Source organism: Arthrobacter sp. B2I5 (assembly GCF_030816735.1).
Lineage (GTDB): Bacteria > Actinomycetota > Actinomycetes > Actinomycetales > Micrococcaceae > Arthrobacter.
In genome coordinates this window covers 668,786-688,229 of record NZ_JAUSYF010000001.1, presented here as the reverse complement: position 1 = coordinate 688,229, position 19,444 = coordinate 668,786, and the positions used below count along the sequence as shown (strand labels likewise).

The 19,444-nt window shown below is 66.0% G+C and carries 20 protein-coding genes and 1 pseudogene; 14 read left to right on the top strand and 7 right to left on the bottom strand.

Annotated elements, in window-relative coordinates:
• Positions 1-14: 14 nt before the first annotated feature.
• Entirely contained in the window at positions 15-371 is a 357-nt protein-coding gene (locus QFZ60_RS03240) for an SPW repeat protein (protein WP_307088087.1), read from the bottom strand.
• A gap of 306 nt (positions 372-677) precedes the next feature.
• Between QFZ60_RS03240 and QFZ60_RS03235 the strand changes: the two genes are divergently transcribed.
• Together QFZ60_RS03235 and QFZ60_RS03230 are read left to right on the top strand one after the other, a co-directional pair.
• Positions 678-1,814: an alkaline phosphatase family protein gene (locus QFZ60_RS03235; protein WP_307088085.1), complete on the top strand. Its 1,137-nt coding sequence runs from the start codon at positions 678-680 to the stop codon at positions 1,812-1,814.
• A 1-nt stretch (position 1,815) separates the two neighbouring features.
• Positions 1,816-3,459: an alkaline phosphatase family protein gene (locus QFZ60_RS03230; protein WP_307088084.1), complete on the top strand. Its 1,644-nt coding sequence runs from the start codon at positions 1,816-1,818 to the stop codon at positions 3,457-3,459.
• A gap of 34 nt (positions 3,460-3,493) precedes the next feature.
• Here QFZ60_RS03230 and QFZ60_RS03225 read toward each other — a convergent pair whose 3' ends face one another.
• Genes QFZ60_RS03225 through QFZ60_RS03215 form a run of 3 tightly spaced genes read right to left on the bottom strand, consistent with a single transcriptional unit; the run spans position 3,494 to position 6,427 of the window.
• Positions 3,494-4,633 carry a glutamate--cysteine ligase gene (locus QFZ60_RS03225; RefSeq protein WP_307088082.1) on the bottom strand — a complete coding sequence of 380 codons (1,140 nt, stop codon included), beginning with the start codon at positions 4,631-4,633 and terminating at the stop codon, positions 3,494-3,496.
• Entirely contained in the window at positions 4,614-6,047 is a 1,434-nt protein-coding gene (locus QFZ60_RS03220) for a M20/M25/M40 family metallo-hydrolase (protein WP_307088080.1), read from the bottom strand. Before QFZ60_RS03220 ends, QFZ60_RS03225 begins: the two co-directional genes overlap by 20 nt.
• A gap of 26 nt (positions 6,048-6,073) precedes the next feature.
• Positions 6,074-6,427 carry a hypothetical protein gene (locus QFZ60_RS03215; protein ID WP_142117533.1) on the bottom strand — a complete coding sequence of 118 codons (354 nt, stop codon included), beginning with the start codon at positions 6,425-6,427 and terminating at the stop codon, positions 6,074-6,076.
• 251 nt (positions 6,428-6,678) lie between these two features.
• Between QFZ60_RS03215 and QFZ60_RS03210 the strand changes: the two genes are divergently transcribed.
• The 7 genes from QFZ60_RS03210 (at position 6,679) to QFZ60_RS03180 (ending at position 10,963) form a co-directional block, all read left to right on the top strand.
• Positions 6,679-6,936 (top strand): hypothetical protein, encoded by a 258-nt coding sequence (locus tag QFZ60_RS03210; protein ID WP_307088078.1) that lies wholly within the window; start codon positions 6,679-6,681, stop codon positions 6,934-6,936.
• On the top strand, positions 6,936-7,154 hold the full coding sequence (locus QFZ60_RS03205; protein WP_307088076.1) for a hypothetical protein: 219 nt from the start codon (positions 6,936-6,938) through the stop codon (positions 7,152-7,154). The genes QFZ60_RS03210 and QFZ60_RS03205 overlap by 1 nt, the downstream gene beginning before the upstream one ends.
• Positions 7,151-7,867 (top strand): GAF and ANTAR domain-containing protein, encoded by a 717-nt coding sequence (locus tag QFZ60_RS03200; protein WP_307088075.1) that lies wholly within the window; start codon positions 7,151-7,153, stop codon positions 7,865-7,867. Before QFZ60_RS03205 ends, QFZ60_RS03200 begins: the two co-directional genes overlap by 4 nt.
• A 10-nt stretch (positions 7,868-7,877) precedes the next feature.
• A complete protein-coding gene (locus QFZ60_RS03195; RefSeq protein ID WP_307088074.1) occupies positions 7,878-8,168 on the top strand; it encodes a hypothetical protein in 291 nt (96 codons plus the stop codon).
• A 104-nt stretch (positions 8,169-8,272) separates the two neighbouring features.
• The gene (locus QFZ60_RS03190) at positions 8,273-9,607 is read left to right on the top strand and encodes a cytochrome P450 (RefSeq protein ID WP_307088072.1); all 1,335 of its coding nucleotides are present in this window, start codon (positions 8,273-8,275) and stop codon (positions 9,605-9,607) included.
• Positions 9,608-9,715: 108 nt separating this feature from the next.
• Positions 9,716-10,438 (top strand): VIT family protein, encoded by a 723-nt coding sequence (locus QFZ60_RS03185; protein WP_307088070.1) that lies wholly within the window; start codon positions 9,716-9,718, stop codon positions 10,436-10,438.
• 36 nt (positions 10,439-10,474) lie between these two features.
• Positions 10,475-10,963, top strand: coding sequence for a hypothetical protein (locus QFZ60_RS03180; RefSeq protein ID WP_307088068.1), 489 nt, complete (start codon positions 10,475-10,477; stop codon positions 10,961-10,963).
• 16 nt (positions 10,964-10,979) lie between these two features.
• Here QFZ60_RS03180 and QFZ60_RS03175 read toward each other — a convergent pair whose 3' ends face one another.
• On the bottom strand, positions 10,980-11,819 hold the full coding sequence (locus QFZ60_RS03175; RefSeq protein WP_307088066.1) for a carbon-nitrogen hydrolase family protein: 840 nt from the start codon (positions 11,817-11,819) through the stop codon (positions 10,980-10,982).
• A gap of 198 nt (positions 11,820-12,017) precedes the next feature.
• Between QFZ60_RS03175 and QFZ60_RS03170 the strand changes: the two are divergent.
• A pseudogene (locus QFZ60_RS03170) lies at positions 12,018-12,876 on the top strand (cytochrome c oxidase subunit II).
• A gap of 14 nt (positions 12,877-12,890) precedes the next feature.
• Positions 12,891-14,645, top strand: coding sequence for a cytochrome c oxidase subunit I (gene ctaD, locus QFZ60_RS03165; RefSeq protein WP_235008721.1), 1,755 nt, complete (start codon positions 12,891-12,893; stop codon positions 14,643-14,645).
• A gap of 97 nt (positions 14,646-14,742) precedes the next feature.
• Here ctaD and QFZ60_RS03160 read toward each other — a convergent pair whose 3' ends face one another.
• Together QFZ60_RS03160 and QFZ60_RS03155 are read right to left on the bottom strand one after the other, a co-directional pair.
• A complete protein-coding gene (locus QFZ60_RS03160) occupies positions 14,743-15,627 on the bottom strand; it encodes a manganese catalase family protein (RefSeq protein WP_307088062.1) in 885 nt (294 codons plus the stop codon).
• A gap of 118 nt (positions 15,628-15,745) precedes the next feature.
• Entirely contained in the window at positions 15,746-16,264 is a 519-nt protein-coding gene (locus QFZ60_RS03155) for a DUF2243 domain-containing protein (protein WP_307088059.1), read from the bottom strand.
• 195 nt (positions 16,265-16,459) lie between these two features.
• Here QFZ60_RS03155 and QFZ60_RS03150 point away from each other — a divergent pair, with 195 nt between their 5' ends.
• The 3 genes from QFZ60_RS03150 to QFZ60_RS03140 all read left to right on the top strand — a co-directional run bounded on the left by QFZ60_RS03150 (position 16,460) and on the right by QFZ60_RS03140 (position 19,440).
• Positions 16,460-17,608 (top strand): zinc-dependent alcohol dehydrogenase, encoded by a 1,149-nt coding sequence (locus QFZ60_RS03150; protein ID WP_307088058.1) that lies wholly within the window; start codon positions 16,460-16,462, stop codon positions 17,606-17,608.
• A gap of 13 nt (positions 17,609-17,621) precedes the next feature.
• The gene (locus QFZ60_RS03145; protein ID WP_307088056.1) at positions 17,622-18,200 is read left to right on the top strand and encodes a hypothetical protein; all 579 of its coding nucleotides are present in this window, start codon (positions 17,622-17,624) and stop codon (positions 18,198-18,200) included.
• Positions 18,201-18,381: 181 nt separating this feature from the next.
• On the top strand, positions 18,382-19,440 hold the full coding sequence (locus QFZ60_RS03140) for an iron ABC transporter substrate-binding protein (RefSeq protein WP_307088055.1): 1,059 nt from the start codon (positions 18,382-18,384) through the stop codon (positions 19,438-19,440).
• Positions 19,441-19,444: the final 4 nt, after the last annotated feature.

The following is a 19,444-nucleotide window of genomic DNA, read 5'->3' as shown; positions in this document are numbered from 1 at the left end:
GGCGGATGCCTCCGTTAATGCGACATGCGGAAATTGTGATGGGCGTCCGTGCTGGGCTTGATGGCCGCGGCCGTGACCACCAGCGCAACAGCGCCCGCAATCCAGGATGTCCACGCAGCGCCCATGGCGCCGGTGTAGGAGCCCATCCACGGCGAGAGGATCAGCAACGCGGCAAGCGCAGCCTGGGCGTATTCCATGACCGGTGTTCCGGGCATGGCCAGGTTGATGACGCCGCTGATGATCAGGAGTCCGCCGAAGAGGAGCATGAAGGTGGTGGACATATTCTGCTGCCGTGTCCACAGGACCGCGATGGCGGTGAAGAGACCGGCGGCAACCGTTACGTAGTCCTGCCACCGATACCACTTTTTCACTGGGTTTTCCTTTCTGATCCGGGCGGGCGGCCTTGCGCTGTCCATCCCGGGAGGGCGTTCACCGCCCGCAATTCCAGTCAACGCTTCCCGCACACCACCTTCTAGGGCAGAAAGACCTAGGGCCCAGGACCGCGGCCCGGCGGACGGATCCGTCCCCTTAATTCACCGCCAATTCACAGCGATTGCCCCTGCACAACGCGGCCCCGGTGTGCAAGAGTGGCGGCAGTGCTGGGGCGCCACTCCTGCCCGGCCCGGGCTGTTGTAAAGGCCGGGCCGGGCAACAGCTGCGACCAAAAGAGGCCGGACATGGAACACCGTTCAGCTCCCCGCATGAAGGCCCGCCGATGGCCGGCTCCCGCCCTGCTCCTGGTGGCGCCCCTGTTGGTATCTCTTCTGGCGGGCTGCCAGCCCGCCACCCCTGCTCCTTCACCGTCCCGCAGCATCCAGCCGAAGCCGGCGAGCCGGCCGGGCAGCCCCGGGCACGTGTTCGTCATCAACCTCGAAAACAAGGGCTATGACTCGGTGTGGGGTAGCAGCTCCCCTGCCCCGTATCTGTCCGAAACCCTCCGGGACCAGGGCGTACTGCTGGAGAACTACTACGGCATCGGCCACAACTCGCTGCCCAACTACCTGGCCCAGATTTCCGGCCAGCCGCCCAACAACAGCACCCGGCAGGACTGCCCCACCTACACCGCGTTCAAGGCCACCGGTACCGGTCCGGCCGGCACGCTCAAGGGCAACGGCTGCGTCTACCCGCAGGACACCCAGACCGTGGCCGGGCAGCTGACCGCCCAGGGCAAAACGTGGAAGGGCTACATGGAGGACATGCAGCAGCCCTGTGAGCACCCGGCCCTCGGGGAACCCGACAACCACATCCGGGCCACCCCGGACGAGGAATACTCCACGCACCACAATCCCTTTGTCTACTTCCGCTCCGTCATCTCGTCCGGGGACTGTGCCAGGAACGTGGTCAACCTGTCTGACCTTGCGGACGACCTGAAATCCGTGGCCACCACTCCGGACCTGGCTTACATCACGCCCAACCTGTGCCACGACGGACACGATGCCAGCTGCGCCGACGGCAGCCGGGGAGGCCTGGCGGCGGCGGACGGGTGGCTCAAGGACCAGGTGCCCGCCATCCTGTCGTCCCCCGCGTACAAGCAGGACGGCATGCTGGTGATCACCTTCGACGAGACTGACGGGGGCACCGCCGGACCTTCGGCGGGAGATGCGGGAAGCCCTGCCGGGGGTGCCGCCGGGGGCAAGGTGGGCGCCCTGGTCCTCTCCCCGTTCAGCGCAGAAGGCGCATCGTCGGAGCAGCCCTACAACCACTACAGCCTGCTGGCGACCATCGAGGATCTCTTCCACCTCCCGCGGCTGGGAATGGCCGCAGACCCCGGCGTGAAGGCCTTCGGCGGCGACGTCTTCGAGAGGGCCTCCTAAGGTGGGCTTTTTTCCAGGCACGGGACGACGGCGGACTATCCTGGCGGCTGCCGTGATGGTGGCGGTTTTGGTGATTCTCGCCGTCGTACTTTCCACCACGCTGCGTCCAGGCCCACCCGCCGCAAATGGAACCGATGCGGGGATCGCCAAGATCAAGCACGTGGTGATCATTACCCAGGAGAACAGGTCCTTCGACAGCTACTTCGGCACCTATCCGGGTGCCGACGGGATCCCCATGAAGGACGGCAAACCCGCCGTCTGCCTTCCGGACCCGGCACGGGGCGGCTGCGTGGCGCCCTTCTATGATTCGTCGGACAGCAACGACGGCGGCCCGCACAGCCCGGCTGACTCGGCGGCGGATGTCAACAACGGGGCCATGGACGGCTTCGTGGCCCAGGCGGAAAAGGGCATTGCCCACTGTGAGCCGGAGGCCACCGACTGCGCCTACAAGACCAGGAAAACTGATGTGATGGGCTACCACGACCGGAAACAGCTGCCCACCTACTGGACCTACGCGGACAACTTCGTGCTGCAGGACCACATGTTCACTTCCGTCGCAGCGGGAAGCCTCCAGGCGCACCTCTACATGGTCTCGGAATGGTCGGCCAAGTGCACCAAAACCGGGGACCCGGCGTCGTGCGTGGACGCACTGGAAGGCCTCGACAATGAACCTGAGAAGGAGAACTTCGACGAGAGCCTGATCGGCAAGTGCCAGGCGGGCTCCGCTGTTCAGCCCTGCCGCGAAGCCCTTGAGGCAGCCGGCGCCGATCCCGGCCTGGTGGTGCAAACCCAGCAGGTGGTCACCGCCAGCTGTAAACGCACCGATTCCTATCCCACCTGCAAGGCCGCGGTGGAGGCCGCCAACCTTCCGGCTGCCCTGAAGGAGAAGCTGGGAGGAGCAGCCAAAAACCTGAAACAGCCAAACTACGCCTGGACCGACCTGACCTACCTGCTGCACAAACACGCAGTGTCCTGGGCGTACTACGTGTTCAGCGGCACCGAGCCGGACTGCCGCAACGATGCCGCCACCTGCGACCCCATTGAACAGGACGCCGAGACGCCGGGCCGCTGGAACCCGCTCCCCTACTTCGACACTGTCAAGGAGAACGGCGAGCTAGGGAACATCAAACCGGTGGCCGGATTTTACGACGACGCCCGGCTGGGCAGGCTTCCCGCGGTCAGCTGGGTGGCGCCCAGCGATGAGGTCAGCGAACACCCTCCAGCGAAAGTCAGCACCGGCCAGCAGTATGTTGCCGGGCTGGTCAACGCCATCATGAGCGGCCCGGACTGGAACAGCACCGCCATCTTCCTGAACTGGGACGACTGGGGCGGGTTCTACGACCATGTCCAGCCGCCTGCAGTGGACAACGCCGGGTTTGGCCTTCGCGTGCCGGCCCTGGTGATCAGCCCCTACGCCAAAAAGGGCTACATCGACCACCAGGTCCTCAGCCAGGACGCCTACTTCAAGTTCATTGAGGATGATTTCCTGGGCGGCGAACGCCTCGACCCCGCCACCGACGGCCGGCCGGACAACCGCCCCGGGGTCCGCGAAAACAACCCGCAGCTGGGCGATCTCACCAGGTCCTTCGACTTCAACCAGGCTCCGCTCCGGCCGTTGATCCTGCCTGACGCCACCACGTACTGACGCTGGCCGCGCCCGGCTTCAGGACCTCCTGGCTTCAGGACACAGTGCAGTCGGCGGCGTCCCGGACCACGCTCTCCAGGTCCCCGGTGCGGTGCAGCACCTCGATCTGCCGTAACGCCCCGGTGCCGCCGGCAAGCACCCTGTCCACCAGGTCCTCCACCCGGTGCAGGTCGTCCATGTCCTCCAGCGCCCCCCGGATGTGGTTGAGCAGGGAATTTACGACGGCGAGCGCGGGCGCCGGGCGGTGCGTTTGGGGATCGAGCAGCTCGCCCCGCAGGCCCCAGCGGCTGGCTTTCCAGCCAGCCAGCCGGAGCAGCGCGGACGGCACGGCCACGGCTTCGATGCCCTCCCGCCATTCGCGCGCGGCCGTTTCCACCAGGCCCCGGGCGATGCCCGCCAGCAGCACGGTGTTCTCCGGCCGCAGGCACACGTCGGCCACGCGGATCTCCACCGTGGGGTAGTGCCGGGAGAGGCGGGCGTCAAAGTAGATCATGCCCTCGTCCAGGGCGACGCCGGTGCTCACCATGTCGTGCACCAGCTGGTGGTAGGCGTCCGGAGTGCCCAGGATGTCCAGCGGCCCGGCGGAGGGCCAGCGGTTCCACACCTGGGAGCGGTAGCTCGCGTAACCGCTGTCCCTGCCGTGCCAGAACGGGGAGTTGGCGCTGAGCGCGATGAGCACCGGGAGCCAGATGCGGATCCGGTCCAGCACGGCCACGGCTTCCTCCGGCGACTCCACGGAGACGTGGATGTGGCAGCCGCAGGTGAGCTGTTCCCTTGCGGTCAGCCCGTACTCCTCTGTCATTGCCTTGAACCTGCGCAGCTGCACCGGGTGGGGATCGGCCGGGAGCGGGGAGGTGCCCAGGGCAGCCACCCGGACGCCGACGTCCTCTGCCGCCTGGTGCGCGATGGCCCGTCCTGCCACGATGTCCTGCTCAAGCGATGCCAGGGTGGCGTGCGGCGGGGTGACCACCTCGATCATTTCCTGCTGGAACTCGGCGGTGAGGACCGGCCCGGCCCCGGCCTCCAGGGGGCGGACGTAGAGGTTCAGGAGCTCTCCTGCCATGGGCACGGCTTCCCCGTTCGCGGGGTCCACCAGGAGCAGCTCCTCCTCGATGCCGAACGTCCGCTTGCCCGCGCCGGCGCCGCCGGTGCCCTCATTGCCGTAGGTGTCCATCGTCGTCGCCCTTCTCCCGTTGCATGGTTGCAAGTTCGTCCCAGAAGCAGGCCAGCGTCAGGGCACCGTCCATCAGGACGTCAAGGCCGGCGCTCTCGTCGCTGTCATGCCAGTGGTCCTCCACCAGGCCGGTGCCAAAGAACAGTACGGGCGCCGCGAGGCTGCGTCCCAGCAGCTCTGCGGGTCCGCCGCCGGCGTTGCCCATCCGCCCCGCCCGTTCGGCGTTGAAGCCACGCGCCATGGCCTTTTCCAGGGCGGTGACGGCTGGATGGTCCGGGGTCACGTAGGGTTCCTGTGCCGTCTCCAGGTCCGGGACCAGGCTGAACCCGTACGCGTCGCCGACGGTGGCGGCCACCCACTCCTGCAGCTGCTCCGCGATCTTTTCCAGGCGCTGGCCCGGAACGGTCCGGAAGCTGAGGTCCGCCGAGGCAACAGCGGGAACGGCGGCGCGGGACACGCCCAGCGGGTCGCCGGCAAGGATGGAGGTGACCTCGACGGCGGGACGCAGCCACAGCCGTTCCAGCACGGTGTACCCCTTCTCGCCTGTGATTGCGCCGGTTTCGGAGCGTTCCAGCCAGTCCTCTTCACTGAAGGGCAGGTCCGCCAGCGCGTTCCGGAGGTTGCCGGGGTCTGGCTCCACGTCGTCGTAAAAGCCGGGAACAGCCACCCGGCCGTCCTGGTCATGCAGGAGCCCCAGCAGCCGGCCAAGCTCGAAGGCGGGATTGGGTGCGTTACCCGAGACGGCGCCGCTGTGCACGTCCCGCCCGGGCCCGTACACCTCCAGGTGCACGCTGAGCATTCCGCGCAGGCTGAGACAGACGGCCGGGTGCCGGGCGTGCCAGAGGAGGGTGTCGGAGAAGAGGACCAGGTCTGCGGCGAACCGTTCCGCGTTGTCCTCCAGCAGCTTGGCCAGGTGCAGTGAACCGCCTTCTTCCTCCCCTTCGATGAGGAACTTCAGGTTGATCTTCGGCGTGCCCGTCTCCCGCAGGTGGGCCCGGAGCCCCTCAAGATGCGCCAGGATCTGGCCCTTGGCATCGGAGCTTCCCCGGCCGTACAGCCGGCCTTCGCGGAGTACCGGTTCAAAGGGCGCTGTCATTGCCCAGTTCTCCGGCTTCACCTCGCGGACGTCATGGTGGCTGTAGACCAGGACCGTGGGCGCTCCGGCGGCATTGCACCACTCCGCGTACACAGCGTGGGACTCCCCCGTGGGCAGCACCTCCACCACGGGGAAGCCCACTTCGCGGAATTCGGCGGCGAGCCAGTTGGCCGAGTGGAGCAGGTCCTGGGAGTGTTCGGGAACTCCCAGGACGCCCGGGACGCGCACCCACTCCGCCAGCCGCCGCTCCAGCTCCGGCTGACGCGACCGGACGTAGGCACGCAGCCGCCCCACGTCGTCGTGCTCTTCACCCGCCATCTCCGCGCCCCCGTTCTACGGTCCGGTTAACGCGGCTGCGCAGGGTTGGTCGGTACGCCCTGGGACGGTGGGTTGACGGGCGGGCCCGGCACGCTGGCAGGCTGCTGCGAACCCTGGCCGCCGGACACCTCGGGCGTGGGCGGAGTCTGGGTGCCGCTTGGCTCCGCCCCGTTCTGCAGGGCCTGAAGGCGGTGCTCCAGGACCTGCAGGACGGGCAGGCGGTTCCCGTGCGCCTTCTCGTAGCTGATGAGCTGGTGCACGTCCGCTTCCGTCAGGCCCGTGATCCGCGTGGGCAGCGTTCCTACCGGCAGATGGTCGTAATCCGGAAGGGGCAGGTCGCTGTGGCGGGGAGCGCTGTTGTCCTGGGATGGGTTGTTCATGGTTCCTCCCTTGCTGTTTTGGGTCCTTCTTGGAACTTAGTAAGTACGCTTACTTGTTTCAAGGTACCCAAAGGTTTGGCGTTGGTACAGAGCTGCGCCTGCCCGGCTGTACATCCCCCGACTGCTCAGGTAAATTCGAATTTGTGACGGGAATCATGCCCCGTCCTCCCCCGGCCCCCTGCACAGGCCGGCGTGGAGTAGCTGCTGTAGTGCAACGGCGGCGCAGGATGCAGAAGCGAAAGAGCCTTGAGATGGCATTATCGCAATTCCAGCAGTTCCTTGACGAAGCCACGCACCCGGACCCCTTCGACGAATTTCCCCTGGGTCCCGACTGCCTCTACGGCCTTTACGTGAGCTGGGCGGCCCTGTACGGCCGGGCGCCAAAATCCGACCAGGCATTCCGGGCAGGCATGCTGCGCTGCGGCGTGGACGTCCGGAACAGCCACCTGCGGATGACCGGCCCCGCCGCCGCCGACTACATCGTCTGCAGCTACCCGGCCGTGGCCTGATGTCCACCCAGTTCGACGTGCGGTATCTCAACGGGCACTATATGCACTGCGGAGAACCGATGGGCGCTGCCGGCGCGGAGATGCGTACCATCCACGGCAGCTACGTGAGCGAGCGGCTGCCGGAAGCCTTGGGCGTATACCTGGCCACCAGGGTGCTGCGCTGCGCCTGCGGGTTCCAGATGGAGATCCCGGACCAGGATGACGCGGTGCCGGGATGACACAGCTGCCGCTGGACGATCTGACCGCTGCCGTGGCCCGCATCCGCGGGCTCCTGCTGACGGAGGAGAAGGTGGACCGCGCGGTCTCACTCCTGGCCAAGGCCATCAAGGAGTCACTGCCGGGCAGTCCCGGTGCCGGGGTGTCCTTGCTCGATGCCGAGGGCAAGCGCACGAGCAGCGCGGCCACCGACTCCCTGGTGGAGAAGCTGGACGCTGCCCAGTACGAGCTGGGTGAGGGCCCCTGCCTTACGGCCTGGGCGGCCGGAAAAGTGGTCATCATCGAGGACCTCCAAACCGATACCCGGTGGCCGCGGTGGCAATCCGCAGTGGCGTCACTCCCGGTCCGGTCAGTGGTGAGCGCGCCGCTGGTGACCGGAAAGGAAGCGCTGGGTGCCTTCAAGATCTATTCAGCCCTGCCAGGCCAATACGACGAATCAACGGGGCGCGCCCTGGCCCTTTTTGCCGAAACTGCAGCCACCCTGCTGGCCCATATCCAGGGAACCGAGGCCCCGCTCCGGATGGCAGAAAGCCTCAAAGCAAGCCTGGCCAGCCGTGACACCATCAATCGTGCCTGCGGGATGTTGATGGAGCGGCAGGGCATCAGCCATGAACGGGCCCTGCAGCAATTGATCCAAAACGCGCGCGTGTCAGGTGCCACCTTGGTTGAGGTCAGCGAGCAACTGGCCACCAAGGTGCCGCCTGCAGGATCGTAGGGGGGCAACGGTGGGTTTTGATCCGCATGAACCGGAGCAGCGTGGCCAGCTTTGGGACGCCCTGACCGCCGCTGACATCACGGTGGGCGAACTGTGGCTGCGCTACTTCAGCATGACCGGTTCCGCAGGCGAGTACGAGGTCCAGGCCTACCTGCAGGGCCTCATCTCCCTGCCCGTCATCCAGCGTGACCTGCTGGCCTTGGCATGCAACGAAATCATCGCAGAGAAGCCGCCACTGCATGCACCGTACGCGGACCAGATGAAGGGCACGGGATCCAGCGGCCCGTCGTCCGGCCGGTAAACCTGGGGCGGCAGGTGCACGCCCCGGGTTCAGGGCAGGGCCCCGTGTAGCTGTGCCTGGCAAGGGTACGTCACGGTTATCCTCCCGAGAGCAAGGCAGGCACCATGAGTCCGCTACCCCAGGCCGGCATCCGCGACACAGTGTTGTTTATGCTGGACGTTTTCCTTCCGACGGCGGCCAAAGGTCCCCTGATCCGGCGGCCCCGGGCAGAGGCCGTTGCGGACCGCCTGGACCTTGACCGGCGGGCGGTGGCCCGGATGCAGAAGCTGGACAGCGAGTATCCGGCTGGACCGGTGCTGCTCCGGCTCCCCTTCCGGAAGCAGGCGCTGGTCCTGCGGCCGGACCAGCTCCACCGGGTCCTGGCCGAAACACCGGAACCTTTCTCCTCTGCGAGCAGCGAAAAACGGGGCGCGCTGGCGCACTTCGAGCCCCGCAACGTCCTGGTTTCCACCGGGGCCGACAGGAGTGCCCGCCGTGCGCTGCAGGAGCAGGCGCTGGATACTTCAAGCCCGGTCCACCGGATGGCGGACTCCTTCCTGCCGGTCATCGATGAGGAAGCCGATGCGTTGCTCGCCGCGGCAGGTGCCGGTACCAGCATCCTTGACTGGCCGTTGTTCACTGCCGCCTGGCACCGTGCCGTCCGGCGGGTGGTGTTCGGAGATGCGGCCAGGGACGACGCTGAATTGACTGACATGCTGGCCCGGCTGCGGAAGGACGCCAACTGGTCCGGCCTGAAGCCACGCAGGGACAATGTCCGTGCAGAGTTCCGCCGGCGGGTGCGCGCAGGGATCGACGCCGCCGCCCCGGGCAGCCTGGCATCAGTGATGCGCGGCAAACCTGACGCGGACCCTTCAGCACCAACCGACCAGGTCCCGCAATGGCTGTTCGCCTTCGACGCGGCCGGAATAGCAGCCTTCCGGGCCCTGGCGCTGCTGGCCGCCCATCCTGACCAGGCGGCGAAGGCCAGGCAGGAGATGGCCGGCGATACGTCCGGTGGCCGGAACCTGCCGTTCCTGCGCGCCTGCGTGCTGGAGTCCGTACGCCTGTGGCCAACGACGCCCATGGTCCTGCGCCAGACCTCGCGCCCGGTCGAGTGGGACAACGGGACCATGCCGGCCCGTTGCGGGGTGCTGGTCTATGTCCCCTACTTCCACCGTGACGGCCGGCGGCTCCCCCAGGCCGATTCCTTCGATCCAGGACTGTGGCTGCAGCAGGATGCGATGCCCGGGGACCCCGAAAGCTGGGGCGTGGTCCCCTTCAGCGACGGCCCCGCGCGGTGTCCCGGCCGCCAACTGGTGCTGCTGATGACCAGCGCCCTGCTCGCCCGCCTGCTCCGGAAAAACACCTTCGCCCTTGAATCCGCCCGGCTGTCCCCGGACCGGCCGCTGCCCGGCACGCTGAACCACTTTGCGCTGCGGTTCCGGGTGTCCCCGCTGTGAAGTGGGCGGCCACACTTGTTGCCGTTGCCAGGGAGTGCAGTCACGGGATGCGGTTAGGGGATGCAAACCTTCGTGGCACCGGGACCGGGGCAGTGCTTTACTGCCAGCATGTCTGAAACCCTCAAGCTGAGCCACAACGAACCGCACGACAGCAGCGTGGCAGCCCGCCTGAACTGGCTGCGCGCCGGCGTCCTCGGCGCGAACGACGGCATCGTCTCCGTGGCGGCCACGGTGGTGGGCGTGGCCGGCGTGACCAATGACCTGGCACCCATCCTGGTGGCGGGCACCGCCGCCGTGGTGGGCGGAGCGGTGTCCATGGCCCTGGGCGAATATGTTTCCGTCAGCAGCCAGAGTGACAGCCAGCGTGCCCTGATCGAAAAGGAACGCCAGGAACTCCGGGACGATCCCGACGGCGAACTGGCAGAACTCGCCCACATTTACCAGGCCAAGGGACTCAGTGAAGCCACGGCCCGGACCGTTGCCGAGGAACTGACGGCAAAGGATGCCCTGAAGGCCCACCTCTCCGCCGAGCTGAACATTGACGAAGAGGAAGTGGTCAGCCCCTGGCACGCAGCCTTCGCCTCCGCCATCGCGTTCACCGTCGGGGCCGTGCTGCCCATGCTGGCCATCATCTTCCCGCCTCAAGAGGCGCGCATCCCGGTCACGTTTGTTGCCGTCATCCTGGCGCTCGCACTGACCGGCACCATCAGCGCCAAAATCGGCGGGAGCTCCAAACGCAAGGCGACCATCCGGCTGGTGGTGGGCGGGGCGCTGGCCATGGCCTTCACGTTCGCGGTGGGAAGCCTGCTGGGCACCACCGGCATCGCATAGTCTTTTCCACACACCCGCTACCGATCAGGAGTTCCCGTGCTGGAGATCGCAGGCCTTCCGGCCCATATTCTGCTGATTCACGGCGTGGTGGTCCTGGCCCCGCTGGCGGGGCTTGCGGCAGTGGTGTTCGCGCTGCTGCGGCGGAGCAGGCGGTACCTGGCCTGGCCGCTGGGGGTCCTGGCCCTGCTGCTGGTTCCGTTGTCCATCGTCACGGCCGAGGCGGGGGAACAGCTGGAGAAGGCCAGGGGGCTGTCGCAACTGGTTGAGGAGCACGCTGACCAGGGAAGCTTCCTCCGCTACGTTACCGTGCTGTTCCTGGTGGCCGTGGCTGCCCAGATTGCCGCGGCTTTCCCGTCGGTCCTGACGCGCCGGCCCGCCTTCCGGGGCCTTCGCGGGCTCCTGGAATCCCGCTGGCTGCTCCCTGCCACGTCGGCGCTGGGCATCCTGGCGGGACTATTCCTGGTGTACCAAAGCATCGTGACCGGACACTCCGGGGCTGTGTCCGTCTGGGCCGGGACGCGCTAGCCGCGCGACCCGGGTCTCAGCGGCGCGGCCTCGAGCGTGAAGCAGGCTCCGGAAGAGGTACGACGGCGTATCGGCGGTTGGCGAGTACCGGCACCCGCCTGCACACCTGCTCCAGCCGGTCCCGGCTGAGGCGGGCCAGGATCAGGCCGGGTTCCTCACCCGCGTTGGCCACCACCACTCCGGCCGGATCCACTGCCATGGAGAAGCCGGTGGCAAGGGGGCCGCACTGGTTGGCCGCCAGGACGTAGGCCGTGTTCTCGATGGCCCGCGCCTTGGCCAGCGTGGACCAGTGGTCCTCCTTGCCCGGTCCGCGGATCCACATGGAGGGCACCAGCAGGACGTCCGCTCCCGCGTCGACGGCTGCCCGCGCACTCTCCGGAAATCGCAGGTCATAGCAGGTGAACGCGCCAAACCGGAAGCCGCCAAGGCTGAACACCAACGGTTCCTCCGCGCTGCCCGCCGAGATGCCATCGCTTTCCCGGTACCCAAACGCATCATAGAGGTGGGTCTTCCGGTAGCAGCCCCGGATGTTCCCCTGGCTGTCCAAAGCCACCAGGGTGTTGTACGGAAGACCGGTTTCCGCCCGTTCATAGGTCCCCACCACCACCGCTATCGACTGCTCCTTCGCGAACGCAGCGATGCTCCGGATGAAGGGACCGTCCAGGTCCTCCGCGACGGCCGCGATGGCAGTGGCCGCCTCGCTGGTGCCATACAGGCTGGACTCGGGGAGGACCACCAGGTCCGCCCCCGCAGCCGCGGCCTCCGCAATCAGCCGCCCGGCCGCCGTCGTATTTTTTGCCTTATCCGTGCCGGCACTGAACTGCCCTGCCGCGATGGTCATGCTCTCTGAATCCATGGCTGTCCTTCCACCCGGAGGGGTGCCCGGCGGCAATTTGCCGGCCGCTGCACAACCCCTTCCCATCAGCATCCTCCGCGCGTAGGGTAAGGCACACAACCCGCTGGTCCCCGGGCCAGTGGCGGGCTCATGCAGTTGGGCTTCTGGAGCATGCCGGAGGGACCATACGTGGGTAACAAGCCATCCAAAAACCACAGCATGCGGCGCCTGGCAGGGCTGGGCGCAGGCCTCATGGTGCTGCCGGCACTGACTTCCTGCTCGGATCTGGTTTCCCGGGGCTTCCTGCCCGGGGCCCGCGACACCACCAACAACACCGCGCTGATCACCGACCTGTGGGTCAACTCCTGGATCGCCGCGCTGGTGGTGGGCATCATCACCTGGGGGCTGATGATCTGGGTCATCGTGGCGTACCGGCGCCCGGAAGAACACCGTAGGGTTCCCCGCCCAACTGAGCTACAACCTTCCGCTGGAAGTGTTCTATCTGGCCATTCCGCTGATCGTCATCGGCGTCCTGTTCGTCTTTACGGACCGGGAACAGCGGGCCATCGATGCACGCTATCCCAACCCAGACGTCGTGATCGACGTCTTCGGCAAGCAGTGGTCCTGGGATTTCAACTACGTCAAGGAGCAGGTGCACGAGGACGCCGGACAGCAGGCGCACCTGACCGGCGACTATGGCGCCCCGGACCGGCTGCCCACCCTCTACCTTCCGGTGGGAAAGAAAGTGGAGCTGCACCTGCAGTCACGCGACGTGCAGCATTCCTTCTGGGTGGTGGATTTCCTCCAGAAACGCGACCTGTACCCGGGCCACGAACAGTACAACCCCTACATCAACATCACCCCCAACCGCATCGGCGAATACATGGGCAAGTGTGCCGAACTCTGCGGCGAATACCACTCCGAGATGCTCTTCAAGGTCCGGGTGGTAAGCCAGCAGGATTATGACAGCCACATCGCCGACCTGAAGGCCAAGGGCAACACCGGCAGCCTGGGCGAAGAGTATGTCAGGCAGCCGCTCTCAGCCCCGTCACCGCAGCCCGCGGAAGCAGCAGAGTAAAGGAGGGCACCGACATGACCACCACAGGCCAGAGAATGGGCGGAACCGCGGCCACAGCGGCACCGGCAGTGGTCCGGCGCTCCAAAGGCACCATCGTCGTCAACTGGATCACCTCAACCGACCACAAGACCATCGGGTATATGTACCTGATCTCGTCCTTCGTGTTCTTCTGCGCCGGCGGCGTGATGGCCCTGCTGATCCGCGCCGAGCTGTTCGAACCAGGCATGCAGATCCTGCAGACCAAGGAACAGTACAACCAGCTGTTCACCATGCACGGCACCATCATGCTGCTGATGTTCGCCACCCCGCTGTTCGCCGGGTTCGCCAACGTCATCATGCCGCTGCAGATCGGCGCCCCTGACGTGGCGTTTCCCCGCCTGAACGCGCTGGCGTTCTGGTTCTTCCTGTTCGGTTCCACCATTGCGGTGTCCGGGTTCATCACCCCGCAGGGCGCTGCCTCGTTCGGCTGGTTCGCCTACGCACCGCTGTCCAACACCACCTTCACCCCCGGCATCGGCGGTGACCTGTGGGTCTTCGGCCTGGCGTTGTCCGGTTTCGGCACCATCCTGGGCTCCGTCAACTTCATCACCACCATCATCTGCATGCGCGCCCCGGGGCTCACCATGTGGCGGATGCCGATCTTCACCTGGAACACGCTGGTCACCGGCATCCTGGTACTGATGGCGTTCCCGCCGCTGGCCGCCGCCCTGTTCGCTCTCGGCGCGGACCGGAAGTTCGGTGCCCACATCTTCGATCCGGACAACGGCGGCGCCATTCTCTGGCAGCATCTGTTCTGGTTCTTCGGCCACCCGGAGGTGTACATCATTGCGCTGCCGTTCTTCGGCATCGTGTCCGAGATCTTCCCGGTCTTCAGCCGCAAACCCCTGTTCGGCTACAAGGGCATCGTGTACGCCACCATTGCCATTGCGGCCCTCTCGGTGACGGTATGGGCGCACCACATGTACGTCACGGGTGCGGTGTTCCTCCCGTTCTTCGCCTTCATGACCATGCTCATCGCGGTGCCCACCGGCGTGAAGTTCTTCAACTGGATCGGCACCATGTGGGGTGGTTCGCTGACCTTCGAGACACCCATGCTGTGGAGCATGGGGTTCCTGGCCACGTTCCTCTTCGGCGGCCTCACCGGCATCATCCTGGCCTCCCCGCCCATGGACTTCCACGTCTCGGACACCTACTTCGTGGTGGCCCACTTCCACTACGTGGTGTTCGGCACCGTGGTGTTCGCCATGTTCGCCGGGTTCTACTTCTGGTGGCCCAAGTTCACCGGCACCATGCTCAATGAACGCCTGGGCAAGATCCACTTCTGGATGCTCTTCCTGGGCTTCCACGCCACGTTCCTGATCCAGCACTGGCTGGGTGTCCTGGGCATGCCCCGCCGGTACGCGGACTATATGCCGGAGGACAACTTCACCTTCATGAACCAGTTCTCCACCGTGGGCTCCTATCTCCTGGGAGCATCCCTGATCCCGTTCTTCTGGAACGTCTACATCACCTGGCGGGCCGGCAAGAAAGTCACCGTAGACGATCCCTGGGGCTTCGGCGCATCGCTGGAATGGGCCACGTCCTGCCCGCCGCCCCGGCACAATTTCACCTCGCTGCCCCGGATCCGTTCGGAGCGCCCCGCCCTGGACCTGCACCACCCGGAGTTGAGTGTCCGGCTGCACCCGCCGGCGCACGGCCCGGCGGCTGATGTCCTGGGTGCCGCGGACATCGGTGAAGACGACGTCCGCGACCCCAACCCGAACAAGTAACGGGCGCGCGGCTTCGACCAACAAGAAAATGCCGGCGCTGCCCGAATCCGGGCAGCGCCGGCATTTTTGCGCGGCAACGGCTTATTGATGCCGGGCCCTACTCCTTGTGGAGCTTGTCCTGGATGGTTCCTGCGGCCTTTTCCATCATGTTTGGCAGCTCGGTGGTGCCGTAGAAGCGGGCATCGGGGTGCGTGGGCGGGGGCATGGGGACAGTGGAGGCCGGCTGCGCGACGTAGCTGAACTGGCCCAGGCCGTCGGGTGAGGGTCCCTTGGCCCAGGAGCCTTCTGCCGCGGCCTGGCCATCGGAGAAGTTCCGGTATTCGTAGGCCACGTCCCGCATCTCCTTGTTGATGGGGAAGTTGCTGGGGACCGGGAAGTTCTCCGTGCCTTCCTCCTGCAGTTCCTTTGCGGCCGCGATCCACTGGTTCTGGTGCATGGTGTCGCGGGCCAGCAGGAAGGACAACATGTCCCGGATGCCGTGGTCATCGGTCATGTGGTAAAGCCGGGCCACCTGGAGCCGGCCCTGCATCTCGGCATTGGCGTTGGCCCAGAAGTCGGCCAGGAGGTTGCCGCTGGCGGTGATGTAGCTGCCCTGCCAGGGATTGCCCATGCTGTCCACAGGGCGCACACCTGCGCCGGCCACGATGGCGGACTGGACATCGGTTCCACCCACTACGGCGGCGATGGTGGGGTCGGACTGGACGGCGTCGTCGGTGATGCCCAGCGGCGCCTTTTCCAGCAGCTGCGCGATCATGGTGGCCAGCATTTCCACGTGGCCGAACTCTTCCGCCCCGATGCCGAACAGCATGTCCCTGTACTTGCCGGGAATGTGGGCGTTCCAGGCCTGGAATGAATACTGCATGGCCACCGTGATTTCGCCGTACTGGCCGCCGAGCACTTCCTGCAGCTTGCGGGCGTAGACGGCGTCCGGCTTGTCCGGGGTGGCCTTGTACTGAAGTTCCTGCTTGTGGAAGAAAACCATGATGTCCTCTCGGGTTCAGGTGCCGGTGGCTGGGACGGAGGTGTCCCGGAATGCCGAACTAATCAGCATACTTACTATCCTGCTGGAGTCCCGATGGTTTTTCCAGCGATTGGGCTACCTAATTGGCGGCCGGCTGTCTGCGGGCAGCACGCCGGTACAGCAGCCAGCCCGCAGCGGCCAGCACAGCACTCAGGGCCAGGAAGCCAAGGTCCCAGGCAATTGGTCCACCCAGATCGTCCCGGACGTGGTGGATGCCCAGGAGCTGGTGGTTCACCAGGCCTTCGAGCACGTTGAAGACGCCCCATCCCAGCAGCACCAGGCCACTGTGGAAGGCCCAGTCCGGGGACAGCGTGCCGCTCAGGCGGGCGCGGACGGTGCGAATTGCCGAGGCAGCCGCCAGCACCCACATGGCCGCATGGAACACACCGTCTGCGAGGGTGTTCAACTCCAGGCCGGGGACCGTCTTTGGGTTGCCGGCCGCTGTGTGGGTGAGCATGTGGTGCCACTGGAGGAGCTGGTGAAGCACGATTCCGTCCACGAAACCGCCCAGCCCCATCCCCATCAGGAACGCGGGCGCGACGGCGGCACGCGCCCCGGCAATGCCCGTGCCGGCCGCGCCGGTACTGTCGCTGGACATCCTGATCCCCCTTCACCCGGTACGCCTTTCCTTTAAGCCCCTACCCGCCGTCGTCCGCCCCAAGCGCAGCAGGCACCCTTGACCTCATCGGCTCCGGATGGAAGCCTGTGAGGATCGCGGTGGGGCCTCAAGCAACGGGGTTCGGTTCCGGCCAGCGGACGTTCCCACTGCCCGCCAACCACAGAGGCGGCAAGCATGCGAGCAATGGTGTACCGCGGCCCGTACAAGATCCGGGTCGAAGAAAAAGACATTCCCAAAATTGAGCATCCAAACGACGCCATCATCAGGGTGACCACCGGCGCGATCTGCGGCTCGGACCTGCACCTTTACCACGGCATGATGCCGGACACCCGGGTGGGCACCACTTTTGGCCACGAGTTTGCGGGGGTGGTGCACCAGGTGGGCTCCTCGGTGCAGAACCTGATCCCCGGCGACCGCGTGATGGTTCCCTTCAACGTCTACTGCGGATCCTGCTGGTTCTGCGCCCGCGGCCTCTACTCCAACTGCCACAACGTCAATCCGAACGCGACGGCGGTGGGCGGCATCTACGGCTACTCCCACACCTGCGGAGGGTACGACGGCGGCCAGGCCGAGTTCGTGCGGGTCCCGTTCGCCGACGTGGGGCCCAGCAGGATCCCGGACTGGATGGATGAAGAGGACGCAGTGCTGCTCACCGATGCCCTGCCCACCGGCTACTTCGGCGCCCAGCTGGGCGACATCGTGGAAGGCGACACGGTGGTGGTGTTCGGCGCCGGCCCCGTGGGCCTGTTCGCGGCCAAGTCAGCCTGGCTGATGGGCGCGGGCCGGGTCATCGTGGTGGACCACCTGGACTACCGGCTGGAGAAGGCCCGCAGCTTCGCGCACGCCGAAACGTTCAACTTTGCCGAGTACGACGACATCGTGGTGCACCTGAAGAAGGAGACCGACTACCTAGGTGCCGACGTCGTCATTGACGCGGTGGGGGCCGAGGCGGACGGGAACTTCCTGCAGCATGTGACCGCCAGCAAGTTCAAGCTGCAGGGCGGCTCTCCGGTGGCGCTTAACTGGGCCATCGACTCGGTCCGCAAGGGCGGAACCGTGTCCGTGGTGGGTGCCTACGGGCCCATCTTCAGTGCCGTGAAGTTCGGCGACGCGCTGAACAAGGGCCTGACGCTGCGCATGAACCAGTGCCCGGTGAAACGGCAGTGGCCGCGGCTGTTCGAGCACATCCGGAACGGCTACCTCAAACCCAACGAGCTGGTCACGCACCGGATCCCGCTGGAGCACATCGCCGAGGGCTACCACATGTTCTCGGCCAAGCTGGACAACATCATCAAGCCCCTCATCATCTCCACCACGGCCTGAAAGGGAGTGCACCATGACTGAACCGGCAACCCCTTACCGGGCACGCAAGAACACACCGCCGGAAAGCCGGGATGCCCTGCGCGCCCGCATTCCCGGTTGGGGCGTGGACCTGGACCCGAAGGACCGGCCGTCGTTCCCGCGCGAGCAGCCCGGCATAGAAACCGGTGCCCACTGGGAATTCCCTGACCGGCAGTCCGAAGCGCAGCCCCGGGAGCGGTCCATCGAGCACGCCATGCTGACACCCGTCTTCGGCACCTCGGCCCCGCTCAAGGGCGCCTCCGGTGCCATCCGCAGGTACGCCTACCGCCGATACAGCGAAGGACGGGCGGCGCACTGGCTGCTGTTGATCGCAGCGGACCGGGTGGATGCGTGGGAAAGCCACCTGAAGTCCCTGGCCACGCTGCGGCCGGACAACCCCGTCACCGAAACCGGCATCGGCAGCGAATTCTCCGGCAACGGATTCAAATCCAGGTCCGGGAAGCGGGTGGATGTGAACCACTCCTGGATGGATCCGGTAATTGTTGCGGGCCCTTGGGTACTGGCTGGACTCGGCGCTGTGGCGGTGGTGCGGGCCCTGCGCGGAAGTCGTTGAGGAGCGGGAGTAATTACGTCACACCACGTTTTCGTAATTGATGTGAACCTCGTCACTTAAAGCGCTTTCCGGCTTGGAGCTTAGGTTTGCCTACCCTACAGTTTCCTGACATAGGCACTCTTTTCCGGTGCCTCAGGACTTAGGTTCAAGCAGACTTTTTTCCCCACCGAAAGCAGCCTCAATGAAGATCCGCAACAGCGCGCTGGCCGGCATCGCACTCGCCGCCACCGCAGCTCTTGGCCTGACCGCCTGCGGCGGCGGCACCCCTGCCGGCGACAGCTCCTCCTCCGCCGCCTCCAACGGCGGCGGCTCGGGCGGGATCACGGTCTACAACGCCCAGCACGAGAGCCTCACCAAGGAATGGGTGGATGCCTTCACGGCGGAAACCGGCATCAAGGTGACCATGCGCCAGGGCTCGGACACGGAGCTGTCCAACCAGATCATCCAGGAAGGCCAGGCATCCCCCGCGGACGTCTTCCTCACCGAGAACTCCCCCGCCATGACCCAGGTGGAGAACGCTGGCCTGTTCGCCGACGTCGACAAGGACACCCTGGCCCAGGTTCCGGCCGAGTTCGCGCCGTCCACCGGAAAGTGGACGGGCATCGCCGCCCGTTCCACCGTCCTGGTGTACAACAAGACCAAGCTCACCGAGGACCAGCTCCCCAAGTCCATGCTTGACCTGGCCAACCCCGAATGGAAGGGCAAGTGGGCTGCCTCCCCCACCGGCGCTGACTTCCAGGCCATCGTCTCCGCGCTGCTGGAACTGAAGGGCGAGGCCGCCACCGAGGAGTGGCTGAAGGGCATGAAGGAGAACTCCAAGGCCTACAAGGGCAACAGCACGGCCATGAAGGCCGTCAACGCCGGTGAAGTGGATGCGGCACTGATCTACCACTACTACTACTACGGCGACCAGGCCAAGACCGGCGAGAACTCCAGCAACGTCACCCCGTACTACTTCAAGAACCAGGACCCGGGCGCCTTCCTGTCCGTCTCCGGCGGCGGCGTGCTGAAGTCCTCCAAGAACGCGGCCGCAGCACAGCAGTTCCTGAAGTTCATCACGGGCAAGAAGGGCCAGGAAGTCCTCAAGAACGGAACGTCCTTCGAGTACGCCATCGGCTCCGAGATTCCCGCCAATGACAAACTGGTTCCCATCAAGGACCTGCAGGCCCCCAAGGTTGACGCCGCCAAGCTCAACTCCGAAAAGGTCACCGATCTGATGACCCAGGCCGGACTCCTCTAATTCC

What these genes read in the sequence shown, in the direction of transcription:
- QFZ60_RS03235 (WP_307088085.1), top strand. Translation starts at nt 678, where the DNA reads ATGGAACACCGTTCAGCTCCCCGCATGAAGGCCCGCCGATGGCCGGCT.
- QFZ60_RS03185 (WP_307088070.1), top strand. Translation starts at nt 9,716, where the DNA reads ATGTCTGAAACCCTCAAGCTGAGCCACAACGAACCGCACGACAGCAGC.
- QFZ60_RS03205 (WP_307088076.1), top strand. Translation starts at nt 6,936, where the DNA reads ATGTCCACCCAGTTCGACGTGCGGTATCTCAACGGGCACTATATGCAC.
- QFZ60_RS03175 (WP_307088066.1), bottom strand. Translation starts at nt 11,819, where the DNA reads ATGGATTCAGAGAGCATGACCATCGCGGCAGGGCAGTTCAGTGCCGGC.
- QFZ60_RS03200 (WP_307088075.1), top strand. Translation starts at nt 7,151, where the DNA reads ATGACACAGCTGCCGCTGGACGATCTGACCGCTGCCGTGGCCCGCATC.
- QFZ60_RS03145 (WP_307088056.1), top strand. Translation starts at nt 17,622, where the DNA reads ATGACTGAACCGGCAACCCCTTACCGGGCACGCAAGAACACACCGCCG.
- QFZ60_RS03150 (WP_307088058.1), top strand. Translation starts at nt 16,460, where the DNA reads ATGCGAGCAATGGTGTACCGCGGCCCGTACAAGATCCGGGTCGAAGAA.
- QFZ60_RS03215 (WP_142117533.1), bottom strand. Translation starts at nt 6,427, where the DNA reads ATGAACAACCCATCCCAGGACAACAGCGCTCCCCGCCACAGCGACCTG.
- QFZ60_RS03225 (WP_307088082.1), bottom strand. Translation starts at nt 4,633, where the DNA reads ATGGACACCTACGGCAATGAGGGCACCGGCGGCGCCGGCGCGGGCAAG.
- QFZ60_RS03155 (WP_307088059.1), bottom strand. Translation starts at nt 16,264, where the DNA reads ATGTCCAGCGACAGTACCGGCGCGGCCGGCACGGGCATTGCCGGGGCG.
- QFZ60_RS03140 (WP_307088055.1), top strand. Translation starts at nt 18,382, where the DNA reads ATGAAGATCCGCAACAGCGCGCTGGCCGGCATCGCACTCGCCGCCACC.
- QFZ60_RS03210 (WP_307088078.1), top strand. Translation starts at nt 6,679, where the DNA reads ATGGCATTATCGCAATTCCAGCAGTTCCTTGACGAAGCCACGCACCCG.
- ctaD (WP_235008721.1), top strand. Translation starts at nt 12,891, where the DNA reads ATGACCACCACAGGCCAGAGAATGGGCGGAACCGCGGCCACAGCGGCA.
- QFZ60_RS03220 (WP_307088080.1), bottom strand. Translation starts at nt 6,047, where the DNA reads ATGGCGGGTGAAGAGCACGACGACGTGGGGCGGCTGCGTGCCTACGTC.
- QFZ60_RS03190 (WP_307088072.1), top strand. Translation starts at nt 8,273, where the DNA reads ATGAGTCCGCTACCCCAGGCCGGCATCCGCGACACAGTGTTGTTTATG.
- QFZ60_RS03160 (WP_307088062.1), bottom strand. Translation starts at nt 15,627, where the DNA reads ATGGTTTTCTTCCACAAGCAGGAACTTCAGTACAAGGCCACCCCGGAC.